Genomic DNA, 26,791 nt, shown 5'->3' on the forward strand with positions numbered 1-26,791 from the left:
CTCCGTTTTAACTTAGCTCAAACTCAAAGCTAGCTATACTGGCGGCAAGTTTTTCAGGGTTGATTTTGTACTCGCCGGCAGCAATCGCACTTTTGAGCTCAGCAATTTTCTTTTGATTTAATGCCGGTGCAGAGTCGCTGGCCTTTTTTTGCAGTTCATTCATCTGCTTTGCTTGTGGTGTTATTGAGACAGAATCACGCGCTGCTATTTTCGCTTGTTGCGATGTTTGCGCATTTTCGTTCACTTGTTGTTTGTTCTGAACTTGCTGCTCAAGCTTTTGTTTGACTTGATTGGTGTTACTCAAGTTGTTGATATTAATAGCCATTAGTTTGTCCTAGTTACAACAGGAATTAGTTTCTAATCTTTTATCGGCAATATTACAGAAAACTTAACCAATATTATAAATTAATTACAACTTGGTTGATAGCGCTAACTTGTCCTTGTACGACACGGCCTGATTTTTTATTTTTTACCGAAATTAGCTCGCCTAAGCTGCCGTCTTGTAAAGCCATTCCTGCTGACTTAATTTCAAAGCCAGCCGAAGATGCTACGATATTAACCGCTTGTCCTTTGCAAACAAAGCAGGTGTTGCGGTTGGTAATAGCACTGCCTTGCGACAGGTTTCTTTTGGTACGAGCGCCACTTATTTGCGCTATCTCACTAAGCGTTGTGCCGCGAATTTGTCCACTGTCTTTATAAACTACTTCAATATTATTGTGATCTAAGAGTGTCCCTTTGGCTAAACGCCTTTTGGTGACAACAATAGGGATAATGGTATGAATTTTTACCGGCACAAATAAATACCAAGACTGTTGATCAGGACAAACAATTTTAATATTTACGTTTCTACCGTTATGATTTTCAGGTATATTTGCCGTTAAGGGCGCAGAACAAGCTTGTAGGCTAATCCTAGGGTCTATTGGCGATACCTCAATTGATAACTTGCCATGCTCAGGCGCTTTGATTTGACTTTTCACATGTGTTTTTATGAAGTTATATAGGTAGTCACGATCTATTGTCATGGCATTAGCGAAATTTAATGCCGTTAAATAAATCACCATAAGTATTGTAAAAGTATATATTTTACTCATAAATTGTTTATTTGCCTGTTCGGGATAAAAGATACTCGTCTATGCTTATTAGTGGTTCAATACCAATTTTTTTGTGCTGCGGATACCTTTGCCGCGTTGCTTAAATTGTACTAACTGTAGCATTCTGGTGCTGATTTTATTATTGTTATTGATAAACTTAACTTGATGGTTGAAAACTAATAAGCTAAAGCTATCAGTACGTTAACTAGCACTTAGTTGAAAGTTAAATAAGCGCGGGTAAATAAATGTCATCAATCACCGAAAACGTCAAAATAATTACGTTATTGGTTGTTGATAAATACAATCAAGAATTGTGCCTTTGTTCTACTTTCATTGGCAATAGCGAGAGGTTTTTATGGCGGGTATATTAGATTCAGTGAACCAACGAACGCAATTAGTTGGTCAGAACAGACTTGAGCTGTTGTTATTTAAGCTGGTCGGTCGCCAACGTTTTGGTATCAATGTTTTTAAAGTGCGTGAAGTTATGCCATGCCCTCGGTTAACCGCGTTTCCTAAGCAAGATAAGTTCATCAAAGGCGTAGCACATATTCGCGGACAAACGATATCTGTAATTGACCTGAGTAAAGCGACCGGTGGGCCTGAGATTCAGCAAACGGAAAATAGTTTTGTGATCATAGCAGAATATAACCGCAGCGTGCAGGGCTTCCTTGTCTCAGGTGTTGAGCGCATTGTCACTTTGAGTTGGAAAGATATTATGCCACCGCCTGAAGGCGCGGGTAAGTCAAGTTACCTGACCGCAGTGACGGAAATTGACAAAGAAATGGTATCAATTTTAGATGTCGAAAAAATACTTAATGAAATTAGCCCTATCTCAACAGAATTAAGTGCAGGTGTTGCTGATGTGAGTGTCGGTAAAGAAGTAGGCGATCGCGTGATCATGATTGCCGACGACTCAACCGTGGCAAGAAACCAAGTGAAACGTGCACTTGAGCCGCTAGGTTTAAATATGTTGCTTGCCAAAAATGGTCATGATGCATTAATGCAGCTGCAAGATATTGCCGCAGAGTGTCAAAATTCTATCACCGAAAAGGTGGCGTTATTAATTTCAGATATAGAAATGCCGGAAATGGATGGCTATACCCTGACCGCAGAGATCAAGCAAAACGAACGAATGAAAGATATTCCGGTGATTTTACATACCTCGCTCAGTGGTGTGTTTAATAATGCTATGGTTGAGAAAGTGGGAGCTGAAGACTTTATTCCTAAGTTTCACCCAGATGAATTAGCCACGGCAGTTAAAAAGTGGTTAAAACATGATGAGATTTCTTAAATATTATAGAGTGACATAATTAAGATGGATTTTAGCGCGTGTTAACAAAACAACTTGATGATAAAAGTTATCTTCAATTTAGCACCTTTTTAGAGCAGCAATGCGGCATCGTTTTAGGTGCAAGCAAACAATATTTAGTGAAAATCCGCCTTGCCCCGCTGATGATAAAATTTAAGATCGCCTCGCTATCTGAATTAGTTGCGCAGACGCTAAACCCTGCCCAACGGCAATTACGCGCCGCTGTGATTGACGCTATGACCACCAATGAAACCCTTTGGTTTCGTGATGAATATCCCTTTGAATTACTGAAAAAACGTTTATTGCCTGAGCTTAAAGGTCAACGCACACCACTAAAAATTTGGTCAGCAGCAAGTTCGTCAGGGCAGGAGCCTTATTCCATTGCAATGACGGTTTATGAGTACTTGCAAAGTAATCCAGGCGCATTTCCAGCCGGTGTTCAAATTATTGGCACTGACATTTCAAATACTATGCTAAACCAGTGTAAAGACGCGCAATATGATAGCCTAGCTTTATCCAGAGGCTTATCTTTAGCGCGTAAAAAGCAATTCTTTCAAGCTTGTGATAATGGTATGTATCAAGTCAAAGATGCGATTAAAAACATGGTCAGCTTTCGCCAGCTGAACTTGTTAAACAGTTATAGCTTAATGGGGCGTTTTGACATCGTTTTTTGCCGCAACGTGCTGATTTACTTCTCTCCAGAGCTGAAAGCGAAAATAATTTCACAAATATATGGCGCGTTAAATCCTGGTCGCTATTTATTGCTTGGTGCTTCAGAATCTCTGGCGAGCATCAATCAAAATTTTACTATGGTGCGTTGTAACCCCGGTATTATTTACCAAAAAAAATAACCATGTCGCCAGCTCTGGCATAAATATTGAATGTCACTATTTATGTAATTGGAGGTATTCTTATGGCGATTAGTTTTGAAAAAGCATTTGGTATTCACCCACAAGGCCTGCAAGTGCGTGCCCAACGCGCTGAACTTATTGCTAGTAACATAGCGAATGCCGATACACCTGGCTATAAAGCCAAAGGCATGGATTTTAAAGCGGCATTGGCACAAGCAAGTGCTAAGCAGCAATCCGGTATGACTCGTACCAATGAAAAACACTTTGATGTTCGTACAAGCCTTAACAATGGTGTGGGATATCGCGTGCCTGATCAACCAGATACAGGTGATGGCAATACCGTAGATGTACAAGTGGAACGAAACTTGTATCTAGAAAATTCAATGGAGTATCAAGCAAGCCTTCAATTTCTTAACAGTAAAATTAAAGGCTTGAGAAAAGCAATCACTGGAGGGCAATAATCATGAGCCTATTTAACGTATTTTCTATTTCTGGTAGTGGTATGAGCGCACAGTCAGTGCGTTTGAATACCACCGCCAGTAATATTGCCAACGCAGATAGCGTCAGCAGTAGTGTTGATCAAACCTATCGAGCGCGCCACCCAGTTTTTGCCGCTGAGATGCAAAAAGCTGCCGCTGGGCAACAGCAAGCAACCGGCGTGCAGGTGTTAGGAGTGGTGGAAAGCGATAAACCACTGCAGGTGGAATATGCTCCTGACCACCCCATGGCCGACAAGGAAGGCTACATTTACAAGCCCAACGTGAATGTGATTGAAGAGATGACCAATATGATCTCAGCATCTCGTTCGTATCAAACCAATGTGCAACTAGCGGAGTCAGCAAAAAATATGCTCAATAAAACGCTAACACTGGGCCAACGTTAAGGGTAAATAGGAACGAACATGGATACAGTATCAGGTAGTAAGCCGCTGGATAATATGCGCTGGCAGCAAGAACCAACGACGCCAGAGAGCGATAAAAATCGTGGTATGTTAACGCAGGAAGACTTTTTCGCCTTATTAACCACAGAGCTTTCGCATCAAGATCCCACTAAGCCAGTTGAGAACAATGAAATGATTTCTCAAATGACGGCATTTTCAACCACAGATGGGGTCACTAAGCTAAACGATCAGTTTACCAACTTTGCCGCGGCCATGTCGTCCAGCCAAGCATTACAGGCATCGTCTTTGGTGGGGCGTAGTGTCTTAGTTGAAGACAATGTGTTTGGAATGGAAGCAGGACAAGAGGTTAAAGGTAAGCTTGTTACCGATAAACCGGCAAGTAATGTCAATATTTATGTTGAAAACGTGGCAGGTGAAATTATTCAAACGGTGCCAGTAGGTAGTGTTAAAGCCGGTGAGTTTACCTTTAATTGGGATGGTCAAAATGCCAATGGAGAGCCAGCACCAGCAGGGGCCTATCGTTTTCGGGTTGCGGGTTTAGTCGAAGGTGAAGCATCAGAGTTACAAGCCATGACTTACCGGAAAGTTGACAGTGTTACCTTGGCGGGAACGGGTGGCAGTATCTTATTAAACCTAAATGGTGGCAACACCATGAAGCTATCAGACGTTGTTGAAGTTACACAGGGCTAAACTAACAGAATTTATTACGAGGTGAAATTATGTCATTTAATATTGCATTGAGCGGATTAAACGCAGCTCAAAAAGATTTGGATGTAACATCCAATAACATTGCCAACGTCAACACTACTGGCTTTAAAGAGTCGCGTGCAGAGTTTGTTGATGTCTATGCCGCATCGTTGCTTTCCTCTGGTAAAACAAAGGTTGGCGATGGTGTGCTAACCGCAGATGTAGCACAGCAGTTTTCTCAAGGCAGTATTCAATTTACCAATAACGCCTTAGATTTAGCCATCACAGGTAATGGTTTTTTTGCCACCGTACCAGAATTGGGGAGTTTAGAAACTTCTTATACCCGAGCAGGGCAATTTAAATTAAATCAAGATAATTTTATTGTTAACTCGCAGGGCGGGCATTTACTTGGCTTTCCAGTTAACCCAGATGGCACATCAGCGTCAGTCAGTTTAAGTACTGCTGAACCGATTCGTATTCCTACCTCATCCGGTGCGCCGCAGCAGTCATCAGAAGTGGATATTCGCATGAACTTACCAGCAGGTGACGCATATATTTCAGGGGCGCCAGGCAATTTTGATCAAACCGATCCCTTGACTTTTAACCACTCAACATCGGTTACTGTCTTTGACTCACTCGGTGATAGTCATATCATGACGTATTACTTTGTCAAAGATGATCCATCCACCAACCCAAATGAGTGGAATGTGTTTGCGGCTATTGACGGCACTATGGTAGATCTAGTCGCCGATCCTGGTTTAAATAACCCTATTGGTGGTAATGCGTCTGGGCCATTATCAGCACGACCTTTACCGTCACCACCTTACGCAGCAGCAGATAGAGGTGTCGTTGGCGGCAAATTACAATTTGATTCGTCAGGCGACTTTATTAATCAGATTCCAAGTTTGGCCAATGGTGGTTTTATCACTAACCCATTTGGCGCGGGTATTCTTTCAAACGGCGCTGATCCAACGCAAACCGTTAAAATTGACTTCAACTTAGATGTTTTAGCACCTAACCCCAATGAGCCAACCCAGTTCGCCTCGAATTTTGAAGTGACCTCGTTGCAACAAGATGGTTTGGCGGTTGGTCGTTTAACTGGTATTGATATTGGCACCGACGGCTTAGTTCGAGCGACCTATAGTAATGGTACTTCAGAGCCATTATCTCGCATCGCTATGGTCAACTTTGCAAATGAGCAAGGCTTAACACAAGTGGGTAATACGGGTTGGAAAGAAAGCATTACCTCAGGTGAAGCGCTTGCCGGTGAAGGTGGCTCTGGCACCTTTGGTACCATAAACTCATCGGCGCTTGAGCAATCAAATGTCAATTTAACCACAGAGTTAATAGACTTAATTTCTGCACAGCGTAACTTCCAAGCCAACTCACGAGCGCTAGAAGTAGATAACCAGCTGAACCAAACTATTCTACAAATTCGTTAATTAACGAAACGTTAACGTAAATACCAGCCAGCTATTGTTACGCCATTAGCTGGCTTTTTTGTATTACATACACGCCCCTTAAAAACACATAACTTATCGCCATTTTATTATGGCACTTTAATTGCATTAATTGAGCTATAACTAACTTTTTAGGGTAAGTTCATTATGGATAAGATGCTGTATATAGCGATGAGCGGTGCTAAGCAAAACATGCACGCCTTATCAGTGAATGCCAATAATCTCGCCAATGCTAAAACCACAGGCTTTAAAGCCGACTTAGCTAATGCTCGCGCTATGCAAGCCTTTGGTGATGGTTTACCGACACGGGTATTTTCTATGACCGAACGGGCGGGCCAAAACTTTGACAGTGGTGCCTTGCTGACCACAGGGCGTGATCTCGATATTGCCATTCAAGGACAAGGATGGATGGCAGTGCAAACTCCCGATGGCAAGGAAGCTTATACCCGTAACGGACAATTACGACTTAACAACAATGGCGCCTTAGAAACCAATAATGGTGATCTAGTAATGGGCGCAAATGGTCCGGTGTTTTTACCGCTACCGGTTAATAACATTAATATTGCTAGCGACGGCACTATCATGGTTCAGCCGGAAGGCGCACCAAGCTCAGTGCAAGAAGAAGTGGCGCGTATTAAGTTTGTTAACCCAGATAATCGCTTGCTAGAAAAAGGCAATGATGGCCTGTTTCGTCGCAAAGATGGCAATAATGAAGCTGCTGATATTTCAGTTACTGTGGTTAATGGCGCGTTAGAGTCAAGTAACGTCAATCCTATTGGTGAAATGACCGATATGATCGCACTGCAGCGTCAATTTGAAATGCAGTTAAAAATGATGAAGACCGCCGAAGAAGTTGATGCCAGTGCCGCATCGTTATTACGCGCATTCTAAACAAATTATTACGAGGTGATGTATGAACCCAGCATTATGGATCAGTAAAACAGGCTTAGATGCACAAACAAAAGAAATTGCTGTTATTTCTAATAACTTAGCTAACGCCAGTACCGTTGGCTTTAAAAAGAGCCGTGCCGTATTTGAAGACTTACTCTATCAAAACATTAACCAGCCTGGCGGGCGCTCAGCACAAGACACCGAAATGCCCTCTGGTTTAATGTTAGGCGCTGGTACCAAAGTGGTGGCAACACAAAAGATACATACCCAAGGCGACATGCTCAATACCGATAATGCTTTGGACTTGATGATCCAAGGTGAAGGTATGTTTGAAATTTTAATGCCAGATGGCTCATCAGCCTATTCACGCAATGGCCAATTTACCATGGACGAAGAAGGCAATGTAGTGACACCGGGTGCTGGCTACTTAATGCAACCGCAAATTACCATCCCAGAAGATGCCTTAAGCATAATAGTCTCGCAAGATGGTGAGGTGTCGGTGACATTACAAGGGCAAGCCGAGCCGGCCGTGATTGGACAAATTAATACCGTTAATTTTGTTAACCCAACGGGCCTAGAGCCGATCGGACAAAACTTGTTTGTTGAAACAGCGGTCAGTGGCGCACCTCAAGAAGGCGTTCCAGGGCTAGAAGGTTACGGCATGATAGTGCAAGGGGCGCTAGAAACTTCCAATGTCAACACCACGGAAGAGCTAGTCAACCTGATCGAAAGTCAGCGTGTCTATGAAATGAACTCAAAAGTGATTTCTGCCGTTGACCAAATGCTGAGTTACATCAACCAACAGCTATAGGCTTAGGGAGCATATTATGAAAGGCAAGCCAGCTTCTTTATTTAACAGGCTAACTACCTTGGCAATATTGAGTGTTCTGTTTACAGGGTGCGCCAGTATAGAGCAAGCGAAAACCTTGCCAGATGACCCTGACTTTGCGCCTATTCTGCCTGAAGCCGAAGACCAACCGATAGTACCAACCGGTTCGCTATTTAAGGTTAATTACGTTAATAACATATATTCGGACTCAAAAGCACATCGAGTCGGCGATATTATCTCGGTGATTTTAAGTGAGAGTACACAAGCACAAAAAAATGCTAAAACCGAATTAAAGAAAGAAAACAGTGCTACTTTGAACCCAATCACGGGCTTTGGTGGCTCGCCGATCAATATTAAAAATAAAGCCATTCAATTTGGTTACGATCAAAACTCAGACTTTAAAGGTGATTCAAAAGCCAAACAAGGCAATAGCTTGTCAGGCAATATTTCTGTGCATGTGTTACGAGTTTTGCCCAATGGCAATTTAATGATCCGCGGCGAAAAGTGGCTGTCATTAAATAATGGTGATGAATATATACGTTTAACCGGCGTTGTGCGCTCGCAAGACATAAGCTCCAATAACACGGTTACCTCAAGCAAGGTTGCTAATGCACGAATTGAGTACGCTGGCACTGGCACTTTTGCCGATGTGCAAGAGCAAGGGTGGTTAGCAAAATTCTTCAGTAGTTCTTGGTGGCCGCTTTAGGTGGATAAAATGATGAAAACATATTTATATACAATAGCTTGTTTACTGCTGTTGGCTTTATCAACAGCAACTCATGCGCAGCGCATTAAAGACTTAGCTGATGTTGCGGGTGTGCGCAGTAATCAGTTGATTGGTTATGGTTTGGTGGTTGGTTTACCTGGCACAGGTGAGCAAAGCCCTTTTACTGAGCAAAGCTTTAAAACCATGCTCAGTAATTTCGGTATCACTATGCCGCCCAACTTAAAGCCGAAAATTAAAAACGTTGCTGCGGTGGCTGTACATGCGGAATTACCGGCGTTTGCTAAGCCAGGGCAAACTATAGATGTCACAGTTTCCTCTATGGGGAGCGCACAAAGTTTGCGTGGCGGCACTTTACTACAAACCATACTAATGGGCCTCGACGGCAACGCTTATGCGGTAGCACAAGGCAGTTTAGTGGTCAGTGGCTTAGGCGCCGAAGGTCTTGATGGCTCAAAAGTAATTGCTAATACGCCAACCGTCGGCCGAATTGCTAATGGTGCTATGGTAGAGCGAGAAGTGTTATCGCCTTTTACCTCAGGCGATCATATTACTTTTAATCTGCATAAGGCAGACTTTACCACTGCCAAACGACTCTCAGACACCATCAATAACTTAATTGCTGGCTCAGCACGAGCTGTGGATGCGACATCGGTTCAAGTTACCGCACCTAGAGATGCCGCGGACAGAGTCAGCTTTTTAGCAACATTAGAAAACCTAGAGTTTGAACCTGCCTCGCCAGCGGCAAAAATTATTGTTAATTCTCGCACCGGCACCATAGTGATTGGCGCGGACGTGCGTTTATTACCGGCAGCAATCACCCATGGTGGTATTACGGTAACCATTAATGAGCTTGAAAATGTATCTCAACCTAATGCTTTTGCAGAAGGTGAAACGGTTGCCACCAACCAATCCATAATAGACGTCAATCAAGACGACTCAAGGATGTTTGTGTTTAACCCCGGCGTTAGCCTAGATACCTTAGTACGCGCCATTAACCAAGTCGGTGCAGGCCCAGGTGACGTGATGGCGATACTTGAAGCCCTAGATCAAGCTGGCGCTTTACGAGGAGATTTGATCATTATTTAATGATCAAAAAATACCCAGATGACAACACGGATTGCAGACGCACAAAACTTTCTTGATATTAATGGTTTAAATGCCATTCGCCAAGACGCGAAAACAGGTGATAAAGCCAGTAAAGAAGCGGCATTAACGCAAGCGGCAAAACAGTTTGAAGCGATTTTTATGCAAATGCTGATGAAAAGTATGCGTCAAGCACAAGACGTGTTGGAGTCCGATAGCCCGTTTAACTCAGAATCGACCAAGTTTTATCGTCAAATGCATGATCAACAAATGTCATTGGAGCTTTCCAACAACGGTGCGCTTGGTTTGTCTGAGTTGATTGTGCGTCAACTTGGTGGCGACAGTGAAAACTTTACCCCGCACAGTATTTTACGATCAGACGGCAATATCGACAGCCGCGGCGGCAAACAGGTTAATAATCAAGCGCTGATAAAACCATTAGCAGCAGTCAATAATTCGTCAACCAAGCAAGTTGCAGCGCCGGATCGTCAAACTAATGGCAATATTGCCGCACAAGCGGCAAATATGTTGCAAAGTCCAGTTTTTGAGCAGCCGAAAGATTTTGTCAGCGCATTAACTGGCCCCGCAAAAAAAGTACAGCAAGTCATTGGCGTGCCTTTTCAAGTGGTGATTGCGCAAGCAGCACTGGAAACTGGGTGGGGACAAAAAATCATTAAAACCGACCAAGGCACCAGCTCAAATAACCTGTTTAATATTAAAGCTGATAGCCGTTGGGCGGGTGAAAAAACCCATAAAGAAACCTTAGAGTTTGAACAAGGCGCCATGGTGAAAAAGCGTGAGCCATTTCGCGTCTATAAAACACTGGCCGACAGCTTTAATGACTACCTCAAATTACTCACCACAAGTGATAGATATCAAGGCGCTTTAGAACAGGCTGGCAATGTGGAACAATTTCTGCATGGTTTACAAAGTGCTGGTTATGCCACTGATCCTAATTACGCGAAAAAAATAATGGGAACCCTGCGGACAGTAACTGGCTTATTAAATAAATAAGTGTACCGGTGACTTCAAGTATTAAGCGTTGAAGTTAGGGTTGGAGCAGGAGTTTACGTCATGTCGATTAATTTGTATCAAACTGGTGTCAGTGGCTTATTAGCTGCACAGCAACAGTTAGCGACGACTGGCCACAATATCGCCAATGTCAATACTGAAGGATACAATCGCCAACGCGCTGAACAAAATGCCGCCGCAGGTATTGTCAATGGCGGCAACTATATTGGCGCCGGTACTTATGTACAAGATATTACTCGTATTTATGACCAATTTGCTCATAAAGAACAGCTGTTAAGCCAAAGTAACTTAGGTAATGCCGACTCGTTGAGCATCAATTTAAACCAGCTTAACGATATAATGTCTCAGTCTGGGGATGCTATTTCCGGTTCTATTGATCGTTTCTATCAAGCAATGAACGGCATTGCTGATAACCCAAGCGATCTTGGCTTACGCAATATCGCCTTAAGCCAAGCAAATATCTTAGCGAGTGATTTTAATACGTTAAATGCTAACTTTGATCAGTTAGAAAAAGCCGCAAACGGTGAAATAAGTCAAATTGCCAGTAAAATTTCGCAAATATCGTTAGAAATAGCAAAGATTAATGACCAAGTACTACAAAATAAAGATATCACGGTGGCGGGGCAGCCGAATGACTTGCTTGATAAACGTGATCAGCTTGTTGGTCAGTTAGGCGAGTACACCTCAGTCAATACCATAGAAGACAGCCATGGTGTTATGACGGTGATGATAGGCAACGGTGCGACCTTAGTTGCCGGTATTACCCCGTTAACTCTAACGGTGCAAGCGGGCAACCCCGACCCATTACAAACCAAATTACAGCTCAATAGTGCCAATGGCAAAGTGTCAATCGATGGCACCCAACTCGGCGGCGCACTCGCGGCAAAACTCAGCTATCGCGATGAACATTTATTACAGGCGCGAAGCGAAATAAACCGTTTAGCCATGGCAATATCAGAAACCTTGAATCAGGCACAAGCACAGGGACTTGATTTAGATGCACAGCAAGGACGTGATTTATTTACTGATATTAATAGCAGTGGCATACAAGCCGCGCGAGTTTTACCTTACAGCACTAACGCAGGCAATTTAGCCGGCAGCGTAAACATCAGCGATATATCGCTGATACCCAATGCTGAGTTCGAGCTAAAGTTTGATGGCGTAGATTATCAGTTAACCAACACCACTGACGGCTCAGTGACCAATTTAGGCGCGCCGGGTGCGGGTACTTATAGCACAGCGTTTGGTTTTGAATTTATTGAAACTGCCGGCGTACCCAGTACCGATGATAAATTTACCATTCGTCCATCTGAAAATGCTGCTGCGTTAATGAAAGTGACCTTAACTGATGCGAAAGCTATTGCCGCCAGTACCTCGGTGGCCGTTAACCCTGATAGTAATAATATCAGTGACGGTGCGGTTAATATCATTAATGTAACCGACCCTGTCACCGCCAGAGCGTTTACTGAAGGGGTCAATGCCAAGTTAACGGTTGATGTTTATGAAAGTGCCCCAGGCACCTTTGATTATCGAGTATATGACGCCGCCAACCCGCCACCTGCGCCTGTGCTCAGTGCTGGTAGTTTTGCTGCCGGTAATTCCGCCGTTATTGATATGCCACCTTTGCCAGCCGCTGCGGCTTTTCAAATTGAAATATCAGGTTTGCCAGTTGGACAAGGGCCCTTAGCACGAGAAAAGTTTACTGTCTCTGATGCTTTTGGACCGGGTAATGGTAGTAATGCGTCTTTAATAGCCATCACGCAAGAGCAAGCCATTGTTGGCGGAAGTTCTCAAACCTTTAGTCAAAGCCTAGCGGTTACCACAGCAAAAATTGGTGCTAATGCTAGCTCGGCAGCATTAGTCGCTGATACCGCACAAGCATTATTTACTCAAGCATATAACCGCAACCAATCAACCTCGGGTGTCAATTTAGATGAAGAAGCCGCCAATATGATTAAATTTCAGCAAGCTTATCAGGCATCGTCACGCATCATTTCAGTGGCCAATACCCTATTTGACACCTTGTTGTCGGCGGCAAGGTAGGAGTTTTTATGAGAGTTTCAACGGCACAATTTTATTTTCAAAATAGTCAGCAGCTCACAAGCAAGCAGTCGAACGTTAATGATCAAATGGGCTATTTATCCAGTGGTAAACGAGTACTTACCGCTAAAGACGATGCGGTAGCCTACGGCACCTTGGCCGGTTATAAAGACGAACTGGCCAATATTGAAAAATATAAACGTAATATTACCCAAGCGGAAAATCGTAATTCGCTGCAAGATAATGCTTTTGCAAACGCAGAAAACATGATGCAAGAGTTAAAGCGCATTTTTACGCAAGCCAATAACGGTACTTTATCAAGTGATGATTTGGTGTCTTTGGCAGAGCAAGCAAAAAACTCACAATCGCAACTACTCGATATTGCCAATACTAAAGATGAAACGGGTGGCTATATTTTTGCGGGCTTTCAAACCCATAAAGAGCCATTTTCATTGCAGTTGGACAACACAGTTACTTACCAAGGTGATAGTGGTATTAGGCAATTACAGATTGCGAAAAATGTTTTTGTTGAGACCAACCAACCAGGTGATCTCGCTTTCGCCAAGATTGCTAACGATATTGGCGACTTTGGTACTAATTATATTAATAATAGCTCAGGGTTTAGTGTCAACAATGCCACTGTGGTTGATCCGAGTAGCTACGACACCACAACCAACCCCCCTAATTATAAATTAAGCTTTAGCGCCCCTAATGATTTAACCGTCACTGACGGTAATGGCGCTGTGGTAGTGCCGAGCGCACCTTATGTAGCAGGGCAAACCATTGCCTTTAATGGTGTCGAGGTACAGCTAAGTGGCAACCCTTTGCCGGGAGATGAAGTTGATCTTTATCCACAGCAAGAGGTTAATATTTTTAGCACCATAAAAGCGGCAATCGATTGGATGGCCAGCGGCAGTACCCCAGCTAATCCACTACAACATGAAGTGGACTACGCGCATATACTATCGCAACTTGACCAAGGGCTAAATCATTTAACAACGCGGCGCAGTGAATCGGGCATCCGTTTGCAGCTCATTGATAGCCAAGCCAATAACCATGCCGATACGGAATTAACCTTAGCGTCAGGTAAATCCAATATAGAAGATTTAGATTTTGCCAAAGCTGTGGCTAACTTTGAGCAGTCAAAAGTGGCATTACAGGCAGCACAGCAAAGCTTTGTACAAGTAAAAGACTTAAACCTATTTAACTTTATTTAAAAATTTTTAATAAAAATTATGTTTTGGCACACGATATGCTTAGTTAAACAGTGTCAAATATTAGCAATGTGGTTCCACCAATGTGTTGTTGTCAGCAATTGAGCCACACCCTATAACGTAGGAGAGGATAACAATGGCTTTAGTCGTAAACAGTAATATCGCATCTTTAAATTCACAACGGAATTTGAGTGGTTCTACCAATGACTTACAAACTAATTTTGAGCGTTTATCTTCGGGTAAGCGTATCAATAGTGCAAAAGATGATGCAGCAGGTTTGCAAATATCAAGTCGTTTAACCGCACAAATTAATGGCTTAAATCAAGCGGCGCGTAATGCCAATGACGGTATTTCACTCGCGCAAACTGCAGAAGGGGCACTAGACGAATACACCAACTCACTGCAGCGAATGAGAACCTTGGCCGTACAAGCATTAAACGGCTCTAACAGTAACGTTGATCGTAAAGCATTGGATGCAGAATTCTCTGAATTAGAAACCGAGTTAACGCGTATTTCTACTGATACTGGCTTTGCCGGCGAAAAACTATTAAACGGTACCTACACCTCGAAGTTTTTCCAGGTTGGTGCCGATGCCGGACAGAAAATTGAAGTCAGCATAGGGCAAAACTTTGCTGCCACCAGTATTTTATCTACGATAGCTGGTGTTTCGCAGGCAAGTCATGCCTCGCGCGCTTTAGTTAAGGTTGATTCTGCCTTAGCTATTGTAAACAGTACCCGAGCTGATTTAGGTGCTAAACAAAATCGTTTTGCCTCGGTTATTCGCAGTAATGAAAATACCGCACAAAACTTATCTGCGTCTCGTTCTCGCATTCAAGATACAGATTATGCAGCAGAAAGTGCAGCACTTGCGCGCAGTACCGTATTGCAGCAAGCGTCGAGCTCGATGTTAGCGCAGGCGAATCAGCAGCCCCAAATAGCGTTGTCTTTACTACAGTAATTACCCCTCGTGGTACTGAATGCGCTAGTCTTAAGCTAGTGATAAAATGCGCAGCTATCAAAAGCCTCCTTGGAGGCTTTTTTTTTGTTTTTAGGGGCATCTGTACTTAATATCTGTACTTATGTAGTCGTGTTCAAAGCTAGTGAGTTAAAATAATTTTAAATTTAAAGTCAATAAATACAGTGGGTTACTGGCTTTTGTGGTGATAAAAGAGAAATATTAAGAAAAAAGATTAAAGTTCGCTGATTGTTGTCCGATAAAGGTTACAAGAAGCATTTATTGACCATTAATAATCGCTTCGCAATTAACTAAATATATAGGGCAATTAGCTCAGGAGCATTATCATGGCTTTAGTCGTAAATAGTAATATCGCATCATTAAATTCACAACGTCAATTGTCAGGTTCTACCAATGCCTTGGCAACAAACTTTGAGCGTTTATCTTCAGGTAAGCGTATTAATAGCGCCAAAGATGATGCTGCTGGTTTGCAAATTTCAAGTCGCTTAACTGCGCAAATTAATGGCCTTAACCAAGCGTCTCGTAACGCTAATGACGGTATCTCTTTAGCGCAAACCGCTGAAGGTGCGTTAGATGAGTATACTAATACTCTACAACGTATGCGTACTTTGTCGGTACAGTCGCTAAATGGTTCAAACAGTAACGCTGACCGTACGGCACTAGATGCAGAATTTTCTGAATTAGAGTTAGAGCTAACGCGTATTTCTACCGATACAGGTTTTGCCGGTGAAAAACTGTTAAACGGTACCTATACCTCTAAATTTTTCCAAGTTGGTGCTGATGCCGGTCAACGTATTGAAGTCAGTATTGGTAAAAACTTTGCCGCAGCGTCTGTGTTATCTACTGTTGGTATCTCGGCAGCCAGTATGGCGTCTCGCGCCTTAGGTAAAATTGATACTGCTTTAGCATCGATCAACAGTACTCGTGCCGATTTAGGTGCTAAGCAAAACCGTTTTGCTTCAGTTGTGCGTAGTAATGAAAACACCTCGCAAAACCTTTCTGCTTCACGTTCACGTATTCAAGATACAGACTATGCAGCGGAAAGTGCCGCGTTAGCGCGTAGCACGGTATTGCAACAAGCGTCGAGCTCAATGTTAGCGCAAGCAAACCAACAACCACAAATCGCTTTATCGCTACTATAATTATTACGGTAGTGTTATTGATGATAAAATGGCACTCAAGTTGAGTGTCATTTTTGTTTTTATATCGACACGTTGGAGGTTTGTATGAGTACGCAAATAACTGCCACACAAAGCAGTTTTGCTAATCAAGCACCGGAAGTCAGCACTGCTGCAACAAACAAAGTTGGCGAAAATAGCGAAGATAAGCTCAGTAAAGATTTGACTCATCGAGTGGAGCGAGCTAAAAAAAATGACAAGCTAACTAATGAGGCGTCAGCCTCAAATGCGAGCAAGCCGCAAACTGCAAGTGAGTTAAAAAACGAGCAAGAGTCGTTGGTGCTTGATGAAGCGCTTGAAGTAATTGCTGATTTTATGCAGTTATCGTCTCGCAATATTAATTTTCAGCAGGATGATGTTAGCGACAAAACCGTGATAAAGTTTTTTGATACCGAAAGTAAAGAGTTGATAAAACAATTTCCATCGGAAGAAGTGCTAGAGATTGCGCAAAAAATTATTGCCCTGCGCCAAGATGTTGGTGAGAAAACTGGCATATTTCTTGAAGAAAAGGTTTAATATCGCCTAACGCTTGAGTGGAGGTCAAATGAATATTACATCAGCTGGTATCGGGTCTGGACTAGATCTCGAATCAATTATTGAAGCCTTCGTGACGGCAGAGTCTGTCCCCACCGAAATAAGACTGCAAAAGAAAGAAGAGCGCATTACCGCAGAGCTATCGGGTTTAGGTAGCTTTAAATCCGCCTTGGCTTCGTTTCAAAGCGTTGCTGATAAATTGAAATCGGTCGAAAATTTCAATGAACAAGTGCTGAATGTCGGTAATGATGATATTTCAGTAACCACCAATGGCTTTGCCAGTAACGGCAGCTTCGAAGTCAGTGTCTTGCAACTGGCGGCAGCAACCCGTATTCAAACCCCTGATTTTGCTAGCTCAGCCAGCACAGTAGGTACAGGCACATTAACGTTTGCGGCTGGTGCTGATAGCTTTGATGTTGCCATTGATGCCGCTGACGATCTTTCGACTATTCGCGATAAAATTAATGCACAAAGTGGCAACTTTGGTGTCACAGCATCGTTAGTTAATAGTGATTCTGGAACTTATTTAAGTTATACCTCCAACAACACGGGCACCGCCAATGAGTTATCAGTGTCGACGAACGACGCCGCACTGGATAATTTAGCCACTAATGCCACTATCACCCGAAATGCGCAAGATGCCATTATTGAAATTGATGGTGCGGGCAATACAGTGACCAGTGCCAGTAATGAATTTAAAAACACCATAGAAGATGTCACTGTAGTAGCAAACAAAGTGAGTGTTGCCGGTGCGGCAACGTTAGATATTTCGCAAAATAATCAAGTTGCTATCGATTTGGTCAATGAGTTTGTAAATTCATTTAATGCCCTGGCAGACAGTATGGATGTTTTAGCGTCTCCAAAATTCGGTAAATTGGCGTTTGACTCTGACTTGCGGGCAATGAAAGGCCAACTCAGCAATATTCTTAGCAATACCGTAGGTAGCATGACTGGCGATATTCAGTCGTTAAGTGATATCGGTGTTTCGTTTGATAAATTTGGCAAACTTGAAATATCAGCGGTTGGAATCGGCACTTTAGATAGTGGTGTTGAAACACTGGCCAAAAAAGTTGATAACAATTTAGGCGAACTTGGCCAGCTTTTTGCTTCTTCAGATGGTATCGTCAGTCAATTGTCAGCACTAATTGACAATTATAATGACAGTGACGGTACATTGACAAAAAGGCAAGCCGATCTAAATAAAGACTTATCAGGTATTTCAGATGAGTATGATAATTTAGAAGCGCGCTTAAGAAATTATGAAGATACATTAAGAAAGCGCTTTGCTTTTCTTGACTCGACGGTTGCGGGTTACAATGCAACATCGAACTTTTTAACGTCGGCATTAAAGCCGGTCTCAAAAGATTAATATAGCTCTTCATAGTGCAAGCGAATTGGTAAGGTAACTATCATGAGACAAAATTTAAAAGCGTATAAGCAAGTTGACGTAAACAGCAGTTTATTAGAGTCAAACCCACACCAAATCATCTTAATGATGTTTGATGGCATGCTACAAGGTATTGCCGTGGCTAAAGGTGCAATTGAGCGCAAAGATTACGAACTTAAAGCAAAGTCAATTTCGAAAGCGATCAATATTTTGCAGGCTTTGCGTCAATCACTCGACTTTGAAAGTCAGCCAGAAATATCCAATAACTTTGATGTTATGTACAGTTACTGTATTGATAAGTTAACCGATATTAGCGTGTCATTAGATGTAGATGGCTTCGCCGAGGTTGTTGATATGTTGAAACCCTTAAGGGATGCCTGGTTTGCAATGCCGGAAAGCGGTAAACAGGAAGGACTGACATTACTAGCTGAAAAAAATAAGCAAGTAGCTGGGGCTTAAGTGGTATTTGAGCGCTTCACTTGTGAAATAAAAGATTTATCAGCACAAATTGAAGCCTTGATAGCTGCTGGTAATGAAGCGTCCTGTGCCGCATTACTAGAGCAGCGCTTAACCTTACTAAAAGCACTGGATGAGCATATGGCCACTGATCCTGCAAAGTCAGCGCACTATCGTGATTTTTTGCTATCTATTCAAGCCCGAGATAATCAAGCCTTAAAGCTTGTTCATGAAAGTAAAAATAAAATAGTCGCAGTGGCAAGCCAGCAAAAAAAACGCACTAATGCGTTAAACGCTTATCAAAAATTTAGTGATTGATTACTTCCCATTGAATCAGTGATATTATCAACAAAATCACTGATTTATTTAGGTTTATACTTATGCTGAAAAAGCGCGTATTGGTCACTGGCGCCGATGGTTTTATTGGCTCACACTTGGTTGAGTTGCTATTAGCTAAAGACTTTCAGGTCACGGCATTAGCACAATATAACTCCTTTAATACTTGGGGGTGGCTAGAAAGTGTGCCAAAACACCCGAACTTAACCATTATCAGTGGCGATGTGCGCGACCCGTTTTTTTGTCAAAAAATAACGCGCGAAATAGACACCATATTTCACCTTGCAGCCCTGATTGCCATTCCGTATTCTTATAGCGCGCCACAAAGTTATGTGGCAACAAATATCAATGGCACGTTAAATTTATGTCAGGCAGCACTAGAAAATCAGGTGTCGCGTTTTATACATACCTCAACTAGCGAGGTTTACGGCACAGCCCAGTATGTTCCCATTGATGAAAAGCACCCATTACAGGCTCAGTCACCTTATAGCGCCTCTAAAATTGGTGCAGATGCCATGGCAATGAGTTATTACAACGCCTTTAATTTGCCACTAAGTATTGCAAGACCGTTTAATACTTATGGTCCAAGGCAGTCTGCTCGTGCCATTATTCCTACCATTATTAGCCAAATCGCGAATGGCGAAAAACAAATTAAACTGGGTGATTTGACCCCGACACGAGACTTTAATTATGTTGGAGATACCTGCCGCGGCTTTTTAGCGATCGCTGAAAGTGATCAAGCCATAGGAGAGGTGGTTAATATAGGCTCAAATTTTGAAATTAGCATGGCAGATACCTTGAATTTAATTAAAGAGATTATGCAAAGTGATGTTGAGTTTATTAGTGATGAAGAAAGGATTCGCCCCAGCAAGTCAGAGGTTTTTAGACTCTGGTGTGACAATAAAAAAATTCAAACCTTAAGTGAATTTACGCCCGCGTATTCCATAAAACAAGGCTTAACGGCAACGGTTAATTGGTTTCTTAAACCCGAAAACCTGCGCCTGTATAAACATGATATTTATAACCTTTAAATTAGCCGTTAAGGCAGGTAAATGAAGAAGCTAGCAGTGTTCACCGGCACGCGTGCCGAGTACAGTTTATTGTATTGGCTGTTAAAGTTCTTGCAGCAAGATAGTCAGTTTGATTTGCAGTTATACGTCGGTGGTACCCATCTATCGGCTGAGTATGGCAATACTATTGACGAAATTATTGGTGACGGTTTTGATGTCACCGCAACGCTTGATTTTCTTTTGCCGTCAACATCGCCCAATGCCACCAGTAAATCTTTAGCCATGGCCATTAGCACCAGCGCTGATGTCATAGCTACACATAGGCCTGACGCTATTGTTATTTTAGGAGATAGATATGAAGCCTTTGGGGTTGCACAAGCGGCCATGATAGCCCAAGTACCTATTGTCCATATCCATGGAGGTGAAATTACCGAAGGCGCATATGATGATGCCATCAGGCATGCCATTACTAAGCTTTCCCACCTTCACTTCACTGCGACTGAGTCTTACCGACAACGGGTAATACAGTTAGGCGAATTACCGCAACATGTTTTTAATGTTGGCGCCCCCGGCATTGACAGTATCAAGAAGTTAAGTCTTTTTAGTCGTCAAGAAGTCAGACGCTATTTCGATGACAAATTAGATAAGCCTTATTTTATGGTCACTTATCATCCCGTTACCTTGTCAAAAGGCGGGGCAGTGAATGGCTTAAAAAATTTATTACAAGCGTTAACACGTTTTGTTGATCATCAAGTGATCATAACGTATCCCAATGCGGATAGCTTTGGGCAAGACATCATTCAACACTTAGAGCATTACGCACAGCAGCATCACGAACGAGTGTTTTTAGTGAAAAACTTAGGTCATCAACGTTATCTATCTGCAGTCAAACATGCAGAAGCTGTGGTGGGCAATAGTTCCAGTGGTATTATCGAAGCGCCATCGCTAAAGGTCGCAACGGTTAATATTGGCGACCGACAAAAAGGCCGCGTTGCCAGCCAAAGTGTCATCCATTGTCAGCATGATACCGATGCGATTGTTGACGCCATTACGCAAGCGTGCAGCGCTGAGTTTAAGTCGGCGCTACCGACAATGGCAAACCCCTATGGACAAGGTGGCGCGTCACAAGCGATATATGACACACTAAAAACTGTTAACTGGGATAATATTCTACAAAAACGTTTTTTTAACCTCACTAATCCATAAGCGATGCAAGAGTCAGGCAACGTTTAGGTTACATCACTTTTATAGAGGCGATTATGGACTCGACTTTAATTATTGCGGAGGCGGGCGTAAACCATAATGGGCAAGTAGAGCTTGCTTATCAACTTGTTGACGCTGCCGTGGCTGCGGGTGTTGATATCATTAAGTTTCAAACATTTAAAGCTGAAAATCTTGTCACACCACAGGCTCAGCAGGCCGATTACCAACGCAAAAATAGCAACCAAGTTGAATCACAATATCATATGCTGAAAAAGCTAGAGCTGAGCTTTAGCCAGCATTTGTTAGTGCGCGACTATTGCCAACAGCAAGGGATTGCATATTTATCCACCGCGTTTGATGCTGACAGTTTGCAGTTTTTAATTACAGATATTAATTTGCCAATGCTAAAAATCCCCTCGGGTGAATTAACCAATGCCCCTTTGTTATTAGCACACGCCTATACGGGGCGAGAACTCATTATGTCAACCGGTATGGCAACCTTAGCTGAAATAGAATTGGCGTTAGGGATTATTGCCTTTGGCTTATTGCATAAGGCAGCAAACGAAGTCACGCCAAATTTAGCGGCGTTTAAAGCGGCCTATAATGCGCCTGAAGGTAAAAAGCTTTTGGCTGAGAAAGTTTCGTTGTTACATTGCACTACTGAATACCCCGCGCCCATTAATGAGGTCAATCTTAATGCCATGGAGCTGATGCGTGAAACTTTTGGGTTGCCCGTGGGTTATAGTGATCACACTGAAGGTATTTTAGTGCCAACCATGGCAGTGGCGAAGGGGGCGGTTATTATCGAAAAGCACTTTACCTTAGACAGAAACCTGCCCGGCCCAGATCATCAAGCGTCACTCGAGCCAAGTGAATTAAAACAAATGGTGCAAAATATTCGTCAATTAGAGCTCGCTTTGGGTGATAAGCGTAAATCACCCACCAACAGTGAGCAAAAAAATATTACGGTGGCCCGTAAAAGTCTGGTTGCTAAACAAGCCATCACTAAAGGTCAGCCATATAGTGAAGATAACTTAACGGTATTAAGACCAGGTAGCGGTATTTCTGCGGTTAACTATTTTGACATATTGCACACTAAAGCCAATAAAGACTACCAGCCTGGTGACTTAATTACGCCCTAACGCACGACTTGGCGTAATAATTGTATTAATACTTATAAAGCGCGGAATAAGTCGCTTGTTTATTATCATGGTTGCGTAAGTAAAATTATAGTGAGGGCTAAATATGAGCCATAATTGGCAGGAGATCCTCGTTTCACCCACGACTTGTATGGAAGAAACGATTTCCGTAATTGATAAAGGTGCATTGAAGTTGGCGTTAGTGGTTGATAATAAACGTCAATTACTTGGCGTAGTGACTGACGGTGATATTAGGCGGGCGCTAATTAAACATCTGAGCATGGACGTGGAAATTGCACAAGTTATGCATAAAACGCCATTAATTGCGCCACCTGATACCTCGCGTAGCAAACTATTAGCTATGATGAATAGCAAGGGGCTTACTGCCATACCAATCGTTAAAGATGGTATTGTTGTTGGTTTAGAAACCCTGCAAAAAGTCATGGATGCCAAGCGATATGATAATCCCGTTTTTTTAATGGCGGGTGGCTTTGGTACACGCTTAAAGCCTCTTACCGACAACTGCCCAAAGCCATTGCTAAAGCTGGGCGATAAGCCCATTTTAGAAACCATTTTAGAGAACTTTATTGCTTCCGGCTTTCATCAATTTTATATTTCCACTCACTATATGCCCGAGGCAATACGCGAGCACTTTGGCAATGGTGAAAAATGGCAAGTCGATATTCATTATGTTCACGAAGATTCGCCGTTAGGCACAGGTGGTAGCTTAGGTTTATTGCCTAAAACTCTGCCGGATTTGCCGGTTATTATGATGAATGGTGATGTACTGACCAAGATAGACTTTGAACTACTGCTGCAATATCACAACCAACATCAACCTATTTGTACTATGTGTGTCAGGGAAGATGAATACCAAGTTCCTTATGGTGTGGTTGAGGCCGATGACAGCCGCATTGTTAGTTTAGTTGAAAAGCCGGTACATAAATACTTTATTAACGCTGGCGTTTATGTGGTTAGTCAAGCGCTAATCCACAAAGTTCGCACAAATCAACGGGTGGATATGACAGAGCTGGTTGAAGCAGCCATAGCAAATCAAGAGTATATTGCTATGTTTCCCGTGCATGAGTATTGGTTAGATATTGGTAAAATGGTGGACTTCTACCAAGCACAAAAAGACGTTATGCAAGGTGGCAGATTCGATGGCTAAGTGTGAAAAAAATAATCAACAGCAGCAATCAGCGAAAATATTAGCGATTATTCCCGCCCGAGCAGGTAGTAAAAGGCTACCCGGAAAAAACAGTAAGTTGCTTTATAATAAACCCTTAATCCAATGGACTATCGAGGCGGCACAAGGCTGCGTGCAATTAACTGATATCGTGGTAAGTACCGACAGTGTTGCGATTGCAAACATTGCCGCCGATTGTGGTTTGCCGGTACCTTTCATGCGCCCAAAGGTCTATGCTGGCGATAAATCAACCGCTATTGATGTTATCGAACATGCCATTGAGTTTTTTGCCGCTCAGCAAAAACATTATGATTATGTACTTTGGTTGCAACCGACTTCACCATTGCGCACCACAGAAGATATTAACGCGGCTATTGCCACCTTAATGGCAAAAGAGGCCGATGCTGTGATCAGCGTTTGTCCGTGCGATCACTCACCGCTTTGGAGTAACACCTTGGATGAAACCGCGAGTATGGACAACTTCCTTTCTCCGTTTGTAAAAAATAACCCGCGCAGTCAGGCATTGCCAGATTACTATCGGTTAAATGGTGCCATATATCTCGCAAAAACAGCGCAGCTACTGCAAGAAAAAAGTTTCTTTTTAACGCAAAATGTTTTTGCATATCAAATGGCGAAAGAGTCATCGATAGATATCGACAGCCGGCTTGATTTTACCTTAGCAGAGCTACTGCTGACCGAACGATTGCGGCGCTAGTCGCTAACCAGTCTTGCTTGTTAGTAAGCCGATAAGCGCCGAATTAAAGGTAAAAGCCAACACTGTTTAGGCTGTTATGTTATTAATTTTATGTAGATAAACTTGCGCTTGGCTGTGTTCACTATCTTGAGCAATAACCTTATCAAATGCCAGTTTTGCCGCATCATTGGCGCCAAGTTCAAAGTAAAAAATACCTAAACTACACCAGATATAGGTATCTTCTGGGTGTTGGTGCAGAAAATCGGTATAACATGCAATCGCTGCCTCTTGTTCACCCAAGAGTAATAGTAGCTTGGCATATTGTGGAATATAAATACTGGCGATAGTGGCCAGCTGTCCAAGGCATGCTTTTGCTAAGCCATAATTCTCAACCTTAAAAGCGATACTGGCAATTTGCTGTAATTCATCCTCTAAAATATCTTCGCTAGGGAGTAGCTCAAAATTTTCAAGCGCTTGACGCTCCTCACCTGAGGCGGTGAAAAAATAGGCCAAACATAAGTGGTACAAAGGCGTTGCTGCAGGGTTAGTTTCTTTATGAAGTTTTAGACTTTGTGCCAAGGTGTGTAATGCGGCGCTGTTTTTTTGATGAAAAAGTGTGATCACTTTGCGTCTGACACCATGTAACGATGCTTCATTTTTGGTGCGCTGTAAATGCTGAGTATCTTCATTGGCGATAATTTTCTCAAACTCAACTTGAAAGTGATTAAATTGCTCCAGCACATCTGCTGTTAATGTGTTGGCAACTGTTGGCCTAGCATCAAGCCAAATTTTGGCACGACCTAGGTTGTTGTCTGCGCGCCACTGCGCTAGCAACGCCGGAATATTAGCTTTCGTTTTATGCTCTTCAATGCGGCTTTTTACGCGGCTTTGTGTGCTTGATAAGTGGTTAATGAGGTTGTCACAAGTTTCGATATAAGCTTGATAATACAAGCGTCCGGTTTGCTCAAGTTTTTCATTTGACCATTCTGCAGACGAGTCAGTTTGTGCTGATTTGATAAACTTGTCGATACCAAAGTTTTTGACAAATTTAGCGGTTTTTTTAAAGCGGCTATTTAATTGTCGCTCAATTTTATCCATTTGTACTTTATATTTAAAATTTTCACTTTCTTGGCCTTTTTCGGCGAATAGCTTGTCATTGGCTTGCAGGGCCTCTTTGGCCAAGATGCTAATTTTTTTCACATCCGCTAAGGTTTTCTCAACTTTGTTCAGTACCTCATTGTAGTCTTGTACTATCTCGCTACTGGTTTTTTCAGGGAGTAATTGGGCGATTTTTTCTTGAAACAAACATTGCTCATCAGTAAAGCTAAGTGCACTCAGTGGGATGTGGCTAATATTGTCAACTTTTGCTGCGTTGGCAGATAAATTATACACTGCGCTCGCTTGCTTTTTAGCACGCGCGGCTTCGCTGGCAAGACCTTGTGCCGCTTGTTCAAAGACCACTAAGGTTTCAACAATATTCCCACGGTAAGTTTCAACCCATTTGCCAGTTTGCCCAAGTGTCGGTCCTATTTTGGCTTCATTGCTGCCAGAGGCATGAGTGACCCCCTTTTCTGAAAAGCATAAATCAACACCGGCGAGTAAAATGTTACTAAAGCCCATATCAATGGCGGCTTTAAGTGCCGTATTGGTAACAGTCGGGCCACAGGAGTTTAAATTCGCATCATCACCTTCGACATCCCATGGGTAGCGACGATCCATATAAACACTTTTACCCGACCATTGGCCAAGCAATAATGGCGTGACATTATTGCTATGAATAAAGAGTACCGAGTCAGGAAAGCATAGCTGCTCTTTTGAAACATCAAAGCTGATATCAAAGGGGTCAACCGAGACCACAATGTCGGGTATGATCCCCACTTGCAAGAGCTTTTTAGCAATACGAGAGACCGCCATCACCACGACATGTTGTTGGTTGCTTTTTATCCAGTCAATGCTTTCGTCTAATGAAGGGCCACCGGCTAACAGCACACAGCTATCATGGCTAAATTGGTCTTTAAGAATACGCGCTGGGGTGTTATTTTCACAAATGTTTTTCAGCTGTGTACCCATAAATGGCGATACCGCCAGTGTTGCGCGGGTAAAAAAGCGTACACTTTGAAAGTCTTGCTCAAAAGAAAGAATGGCTTGATTATAATCAGGTAAAAACGAGTCTATAGCGGCTAACGATTTAATATATTTACAATTATCTTTATATAGGTATAGCTCAATGCCAAAATCAGCAGCAGTGTCCTGCCAATTGTCCAACGTGCAAAGTTTAATATGCTCTGGTAAGTCAGTTAAGTCATATTTGTTGTTTAGCTGCGCTATAACTTGCGGTAATTCAATAAACAAAAAGCGGCTATCATCGGGGACCTCTTGCTGCAAAATATAGTTGAGTAAGAGGCCTGAGTCTGTGCCTAATAGCAAATAAAAGCTGTTTTCTTGGTTAAGCTTATCTTTATATATGCGCTTAAAAACTGATGTTGATGGTTCTTTAATAAAGCTATTGCGGTTAATGGAGTATAGGTATTCTTCATCAAATGCAGATTTTAAAAAACTTTCTTTTACGTCCATAGG

The 26,791-nt window shown here is 42.6% G+C and carries 27 protein-coding genes; 24 read left to right on the forward strand and 3 right to left on the reverse strand.

The genetic code is table 11. The annotated features are described in order from the left end of the window. Positions 1-7: 7 nt before the first annotated feature. Positions 8-325, reverse strand: coding sequence for a flagellar biosynthesis anti-sigma factor FlgM (gene flgM, locus B6K83_RS00930; RefSeq protein WP_085282328.1), 318 nt, complete (start codon positions 323-325; stop codon positions 8-10). Positions 326-398: 73 nt separating this feature from the next. Further along, positions 399-1,091 carry a flagellar basal body P-ring formation chaperone FlgA gene (gene flgA / locus B6K83_RS00935; RefSeq protein WP_085282329.1) on the reverse strand — a complete coding sequence of 231 codons (693 nt, stop codon included), beginning with the start codon at positions 1,089-1,091 and terminating at the stop codon, positions 399-401. A 355-nt stretch (positions 1,092-1,446) separates the two neighbouring features. Here flgA and B6K83_RS00940 point away from each other — a divergent pair, with 355 nt between their 5' ends. From B6K83_RS00940 to B6K83_RS01055, 24 genes are all read left to right on the forward strand, one after another. Then, the gene (locus B6K83_RS00940; RefSeq protein ID WP_085282331.1) at positions 1,447-2,382 is read left to right on the forward strand and encodes a chemotaxis protein; all 936 of its coding nucleotides are present in this window, start codon (positions 1,447-1,449) and stop codon (positions 2,380-2,382) included. Positions 2,383-2,420: 38 nt separating this feature from the next. Next, positions 2,421-3,251, forward strand: a complete 831-nt coding sequence (locus B6K83_RS00945; RefSeq protein ID WP_085282333.1) for a CheR family methyltransferase — start codon at positions 2,421-2,423, stop codon at positions 3,249-3,251. Between the two features lie 62 nt (positions 3,252-3,313). Then, a complete protein-coding gene (gene flgB / locus B6K83_RS00950) occupies positions 3,314-3,712 on the forward strand; it encodes a flagellar basal body rod protein FlgB (RefSeq protein WP_085282335.1) in 399 nt (132 codons plus the stop codon). A gap of 2 nt (positions 3,713-3,714) precedes the next feature. Next, entirely contained in the window at positions 3,715-4,134 is a 420-nt protein-coding gene (flgC, locus tag B6K83_RS00955) for a flagellar basal body rod protein FlgC (protein ID WP_085282337.1), read from the forward strand. 18 nt (positions 4,135-4,152) lie between these two features. Continuing rightward, positions 4,153-4,842 (forward strand): flagellar hook assembly protein FlgD, encoded by a 690-nt coding sequence (locus tag B6K83_RS00960; RefSeq protein WP_085282339.1) that lies wholly within the window; start codon positions 4,153-4,155, stop codon positions 4,840-4,842. 29 nt (positions 4,843-4,871) lie between these two features. Then, a complete protein-coding gene (gene flgE / locus B6K83_RS00965; RefSeq protein ID WP_085282340.1) occupies positions 4,872-6,281 on the forward strand; it encodes a flagellar hook protein FlgE in 1,410 nt (469 codons plus the stop codon). Between the two features lie 165 nt (positions 6,282-6,446). Beyond that, positions 6,447-7,190, forward strand: a complete 744-nt coding sequence (flgF, locus tag B6K83_RS00970; RefSeq protein ID WP_085282342.1) for a flagellar basal-body rod protein FlgF — start codon at positions 6,447-6,449, stop codon at positions 7,188-7,190. A gap of 22 nt (positions 7,191-7,212) precedes the next feature. Then, the gene (gene flgG / locus B6K83_RS00975) at positions 7,213-8,001 is read left to right on the forward strand and encodes a flagellar basal-body rod protein FlgG (RefSeq protein ID WP_085282344.1); all 789 of its coding nucleotides are present in this window, start codon (positions 7,213-7,215) and stop codon (positions 7,999-8,001) included. Between the two features lie 16 nt (positions 8,002-8,017). Beyond that, complete coding sequence (flgH, locus tag B6K83_RS00980) at positions 8,018-8,725, forward strand: flagellar basal body L-ring protein FlgH (RefSeq protein WP_085282346.1); 708 nt, start codon at positions 8,018-8,020, stop codon at positions 8,723-8,725. A 12-nt stretch (positions 8,726-8,737) separates the two neighbouring features. Further along, a complete protein-coding gene (locus B6K83_RS00985; RefSeq protein WP_175474812.1) occupies positions 8,738-9,832 on the forward strand; it encodes a flagellar basal body P-ring protein FlgI in 1,095 nt (364 codons plus the stop codon). A gap of 18 nt (positions 9,833-9,850) precedes the next feature. Beyond that, a complete protein-coding gene (gene flgJ, locus B6K83_RS00990) occupies positions 9,851-10,843 on the forward strand; it encodes a flagellar assembly peptidoglycan hydrolase FlgJ (protein ID WP_085282350.1) in 993 nt (330 codons plus the stop codon). A gap of 60 nt (positions 10,844-10,903) precedes the next feature. Beyond that, positions 10,904-12,904 carry a flagellar hook-associated protein FlgK gene (flgK, locus tag B6K83_RS00995; RefSeq protein ID WP_085282352.1) on the forward strand — a complete coding sequence of 667 codons (2,001 nt, stop codon included), beginning with the start codon at positions 10,904-10,906 and terminating at the stop codon, positions 12,902-12,904. Positions 12,905-12,912: 8 nt separating this feature from the next. Then, positions 12,913-14,118 (forward strand): flagellar hook-associated protein FlgL, encoded by a 1,206-nt coding sequence (gene flgL / locus B6K83_RS01000; protein WP_085282354.1) that lies wholly within the window; start codon positions 12,913-12,915, stop codon positions 14,116-14,118. A gap of 133 nt (positions 14,119-14,251) precedes the next feature. Further along, complete coding sequence (locus B6K83_RS01005; protein WP_085282356.1) at positions 14,252-15,073, forward strand: flagellin N-terminal helical domain-containing protein; 822 nt, start codon at positions 14,252-14,254, stop codon at positions 15,071-15,073. Positions 15,074-15,417: 344 nt separating this feature from the next. Further along, positions 15,418-16,233: a flagellin N-terminal helical domain-containing protein gene (locus B6K83_RS01010; RefSeq protein WP_085282358.1), complete on the forward strand. Its 816-nt coding sequence runs from the start codon at positions 15,418-15,420 to the stop codon at positions 16,231-16,233. 84 nt (positions 16,234-16,317) lie between these two features. After that, a complete protein-coding gene (locus B6K83_RS01015) occupies positions 16,318-16,785 on the forward strand; it encodes a flagellar protein FlaG (RefSeq protein ID WP_085282360.1) in 468 nt (155 codons plus the stop codon). A gap of 28 nt (positions 16,786-16,813) precedes the next feature. Beyond that, complete coding sequence (gene fliD, locus B6K83_RS01020; protein WP_085282362.1) at positions 16,814-18,172, forward strand: flagellar filament capping protein FliD; 1,359 nt, start codon at positions 16,814-16,816, stop codon at positions 18,170-18,172. Positions 18,173-18,214: 42 nt separating this feature from the next. Continuing rightward, positions 18,215-18,649, forward strand: coding sequence for a flagellar export chaperone FliS (gene fliS, locus B6K83_RS01025; protein ID WP_085282364.1), 435 nt, complete (start codon positions 18,215-18,217; stop codon positions 18,647-18,649). After that, positions 18,650-18,964, forward strand: coding sequence for a hypothetical protein (locus B6K83_RS01030; RefSeq protein WP_085282366.1), 315 nt, complete (start codon positions 18,650-18,652; stop codon positions 18,962-18,964). Between the two features lie 62 nt (positions 18,965-19,026). After that, positions 19,027-20,013 carry an NAD-dependent 4,6-dehydratase LegB gene (locus B6K83_RS01035; protein WP_085282368.1) on the forward strand — a complete coding sequence of 329 codons (987 nt, stop codon included), beginning with the start codon at positions 19,027-19,029 and terminating at the stop codon, positions 20,011-20,013. A 21-nt stretch (positions 20,014-20,034) separates the two neighbouring features. Further along, positions 20,035-21,198, forward strand: a complete 1,164-nt coding sequence (neuC, locus tag B6K83_RS01040; RefSeq protein WP_085282370.1) for a UDP-N-acetylglucosamine 2-epimerase — start codon at positions 20,035-20,037, stop codon at positions 21,196-21,198. 53 nt (positions 21,199-21,251) lie between these two features. Further along, positions 21,252-22,337, forward strand: a complete 1,086-nt coding sequence (gene neuB / locus B6K83_RS01045; protein WP_085282371.1) for an N-acetylneuraminate synthase — start codon at positions 21,252-21,254, stop codon at positions 22,335-22,337. A gap of 103 nt (positions 22,338-22,440) precedes the next feature. After that, the gene (locus B6K83_RS01050; protein ID WP_085282373.1) at positions 22,441-23,502 is read left to right on the forward strand and encodes a nucleotidyltransferase family protein; all 1,062 of its coding nucleotides are present in this window, start codon (positions 22,441-22,443) and stop codon (positions 23,500-23,502) included. Then, positions 23,495-24,235: an acylneuraminate cytidylyltransferase family protein gene (locus B6K83_RS01055; RefSeq protein WP_085282375.1), complete on the forward strand. Its 741-nt coding sequence runs from the start codon at positions 23,495-23,497 to the stop codon at positions 24,233-24,235. Before B6K83_RS01050 ends, B6K83_RS01055 begins: the two co-directional genes overlap by 8 nt. 66 nt (positions 24,236-24,301) lie before the next feature. On the opposite strand, the gene B6K83_RS01060 is transcribed toward B6K83_RS01055, so the two are convergent. Next, positions 24,302-26,788 carry a motility associated factor glycosyltransferase family protein gene (locus tag B6K83_RS01060; protein ID WP_085282377.1) on the reverse strand — a complete coding sequence of 829 codons (2,487 nt, stop codon included), beginning with the start codon at positions 26,786-26,788 and terminating at the stop codon, positions 24,302-24,304. Between the last annotated feature and the right edge of the window lie 3 nt (positions 26,789-26,791).

It is taken from the genome of Colwellia chukchiensis, assembly GCF_002104455.1.
In the GTDB taxonomy this organism is placed as follows: Bacteria; Pseudomonadota; Gammaproteobacteria; order Enterobacterales; family Alteromonadaceae; genus Cognaticolwellia; species Cognaticolwellia chukchiensis.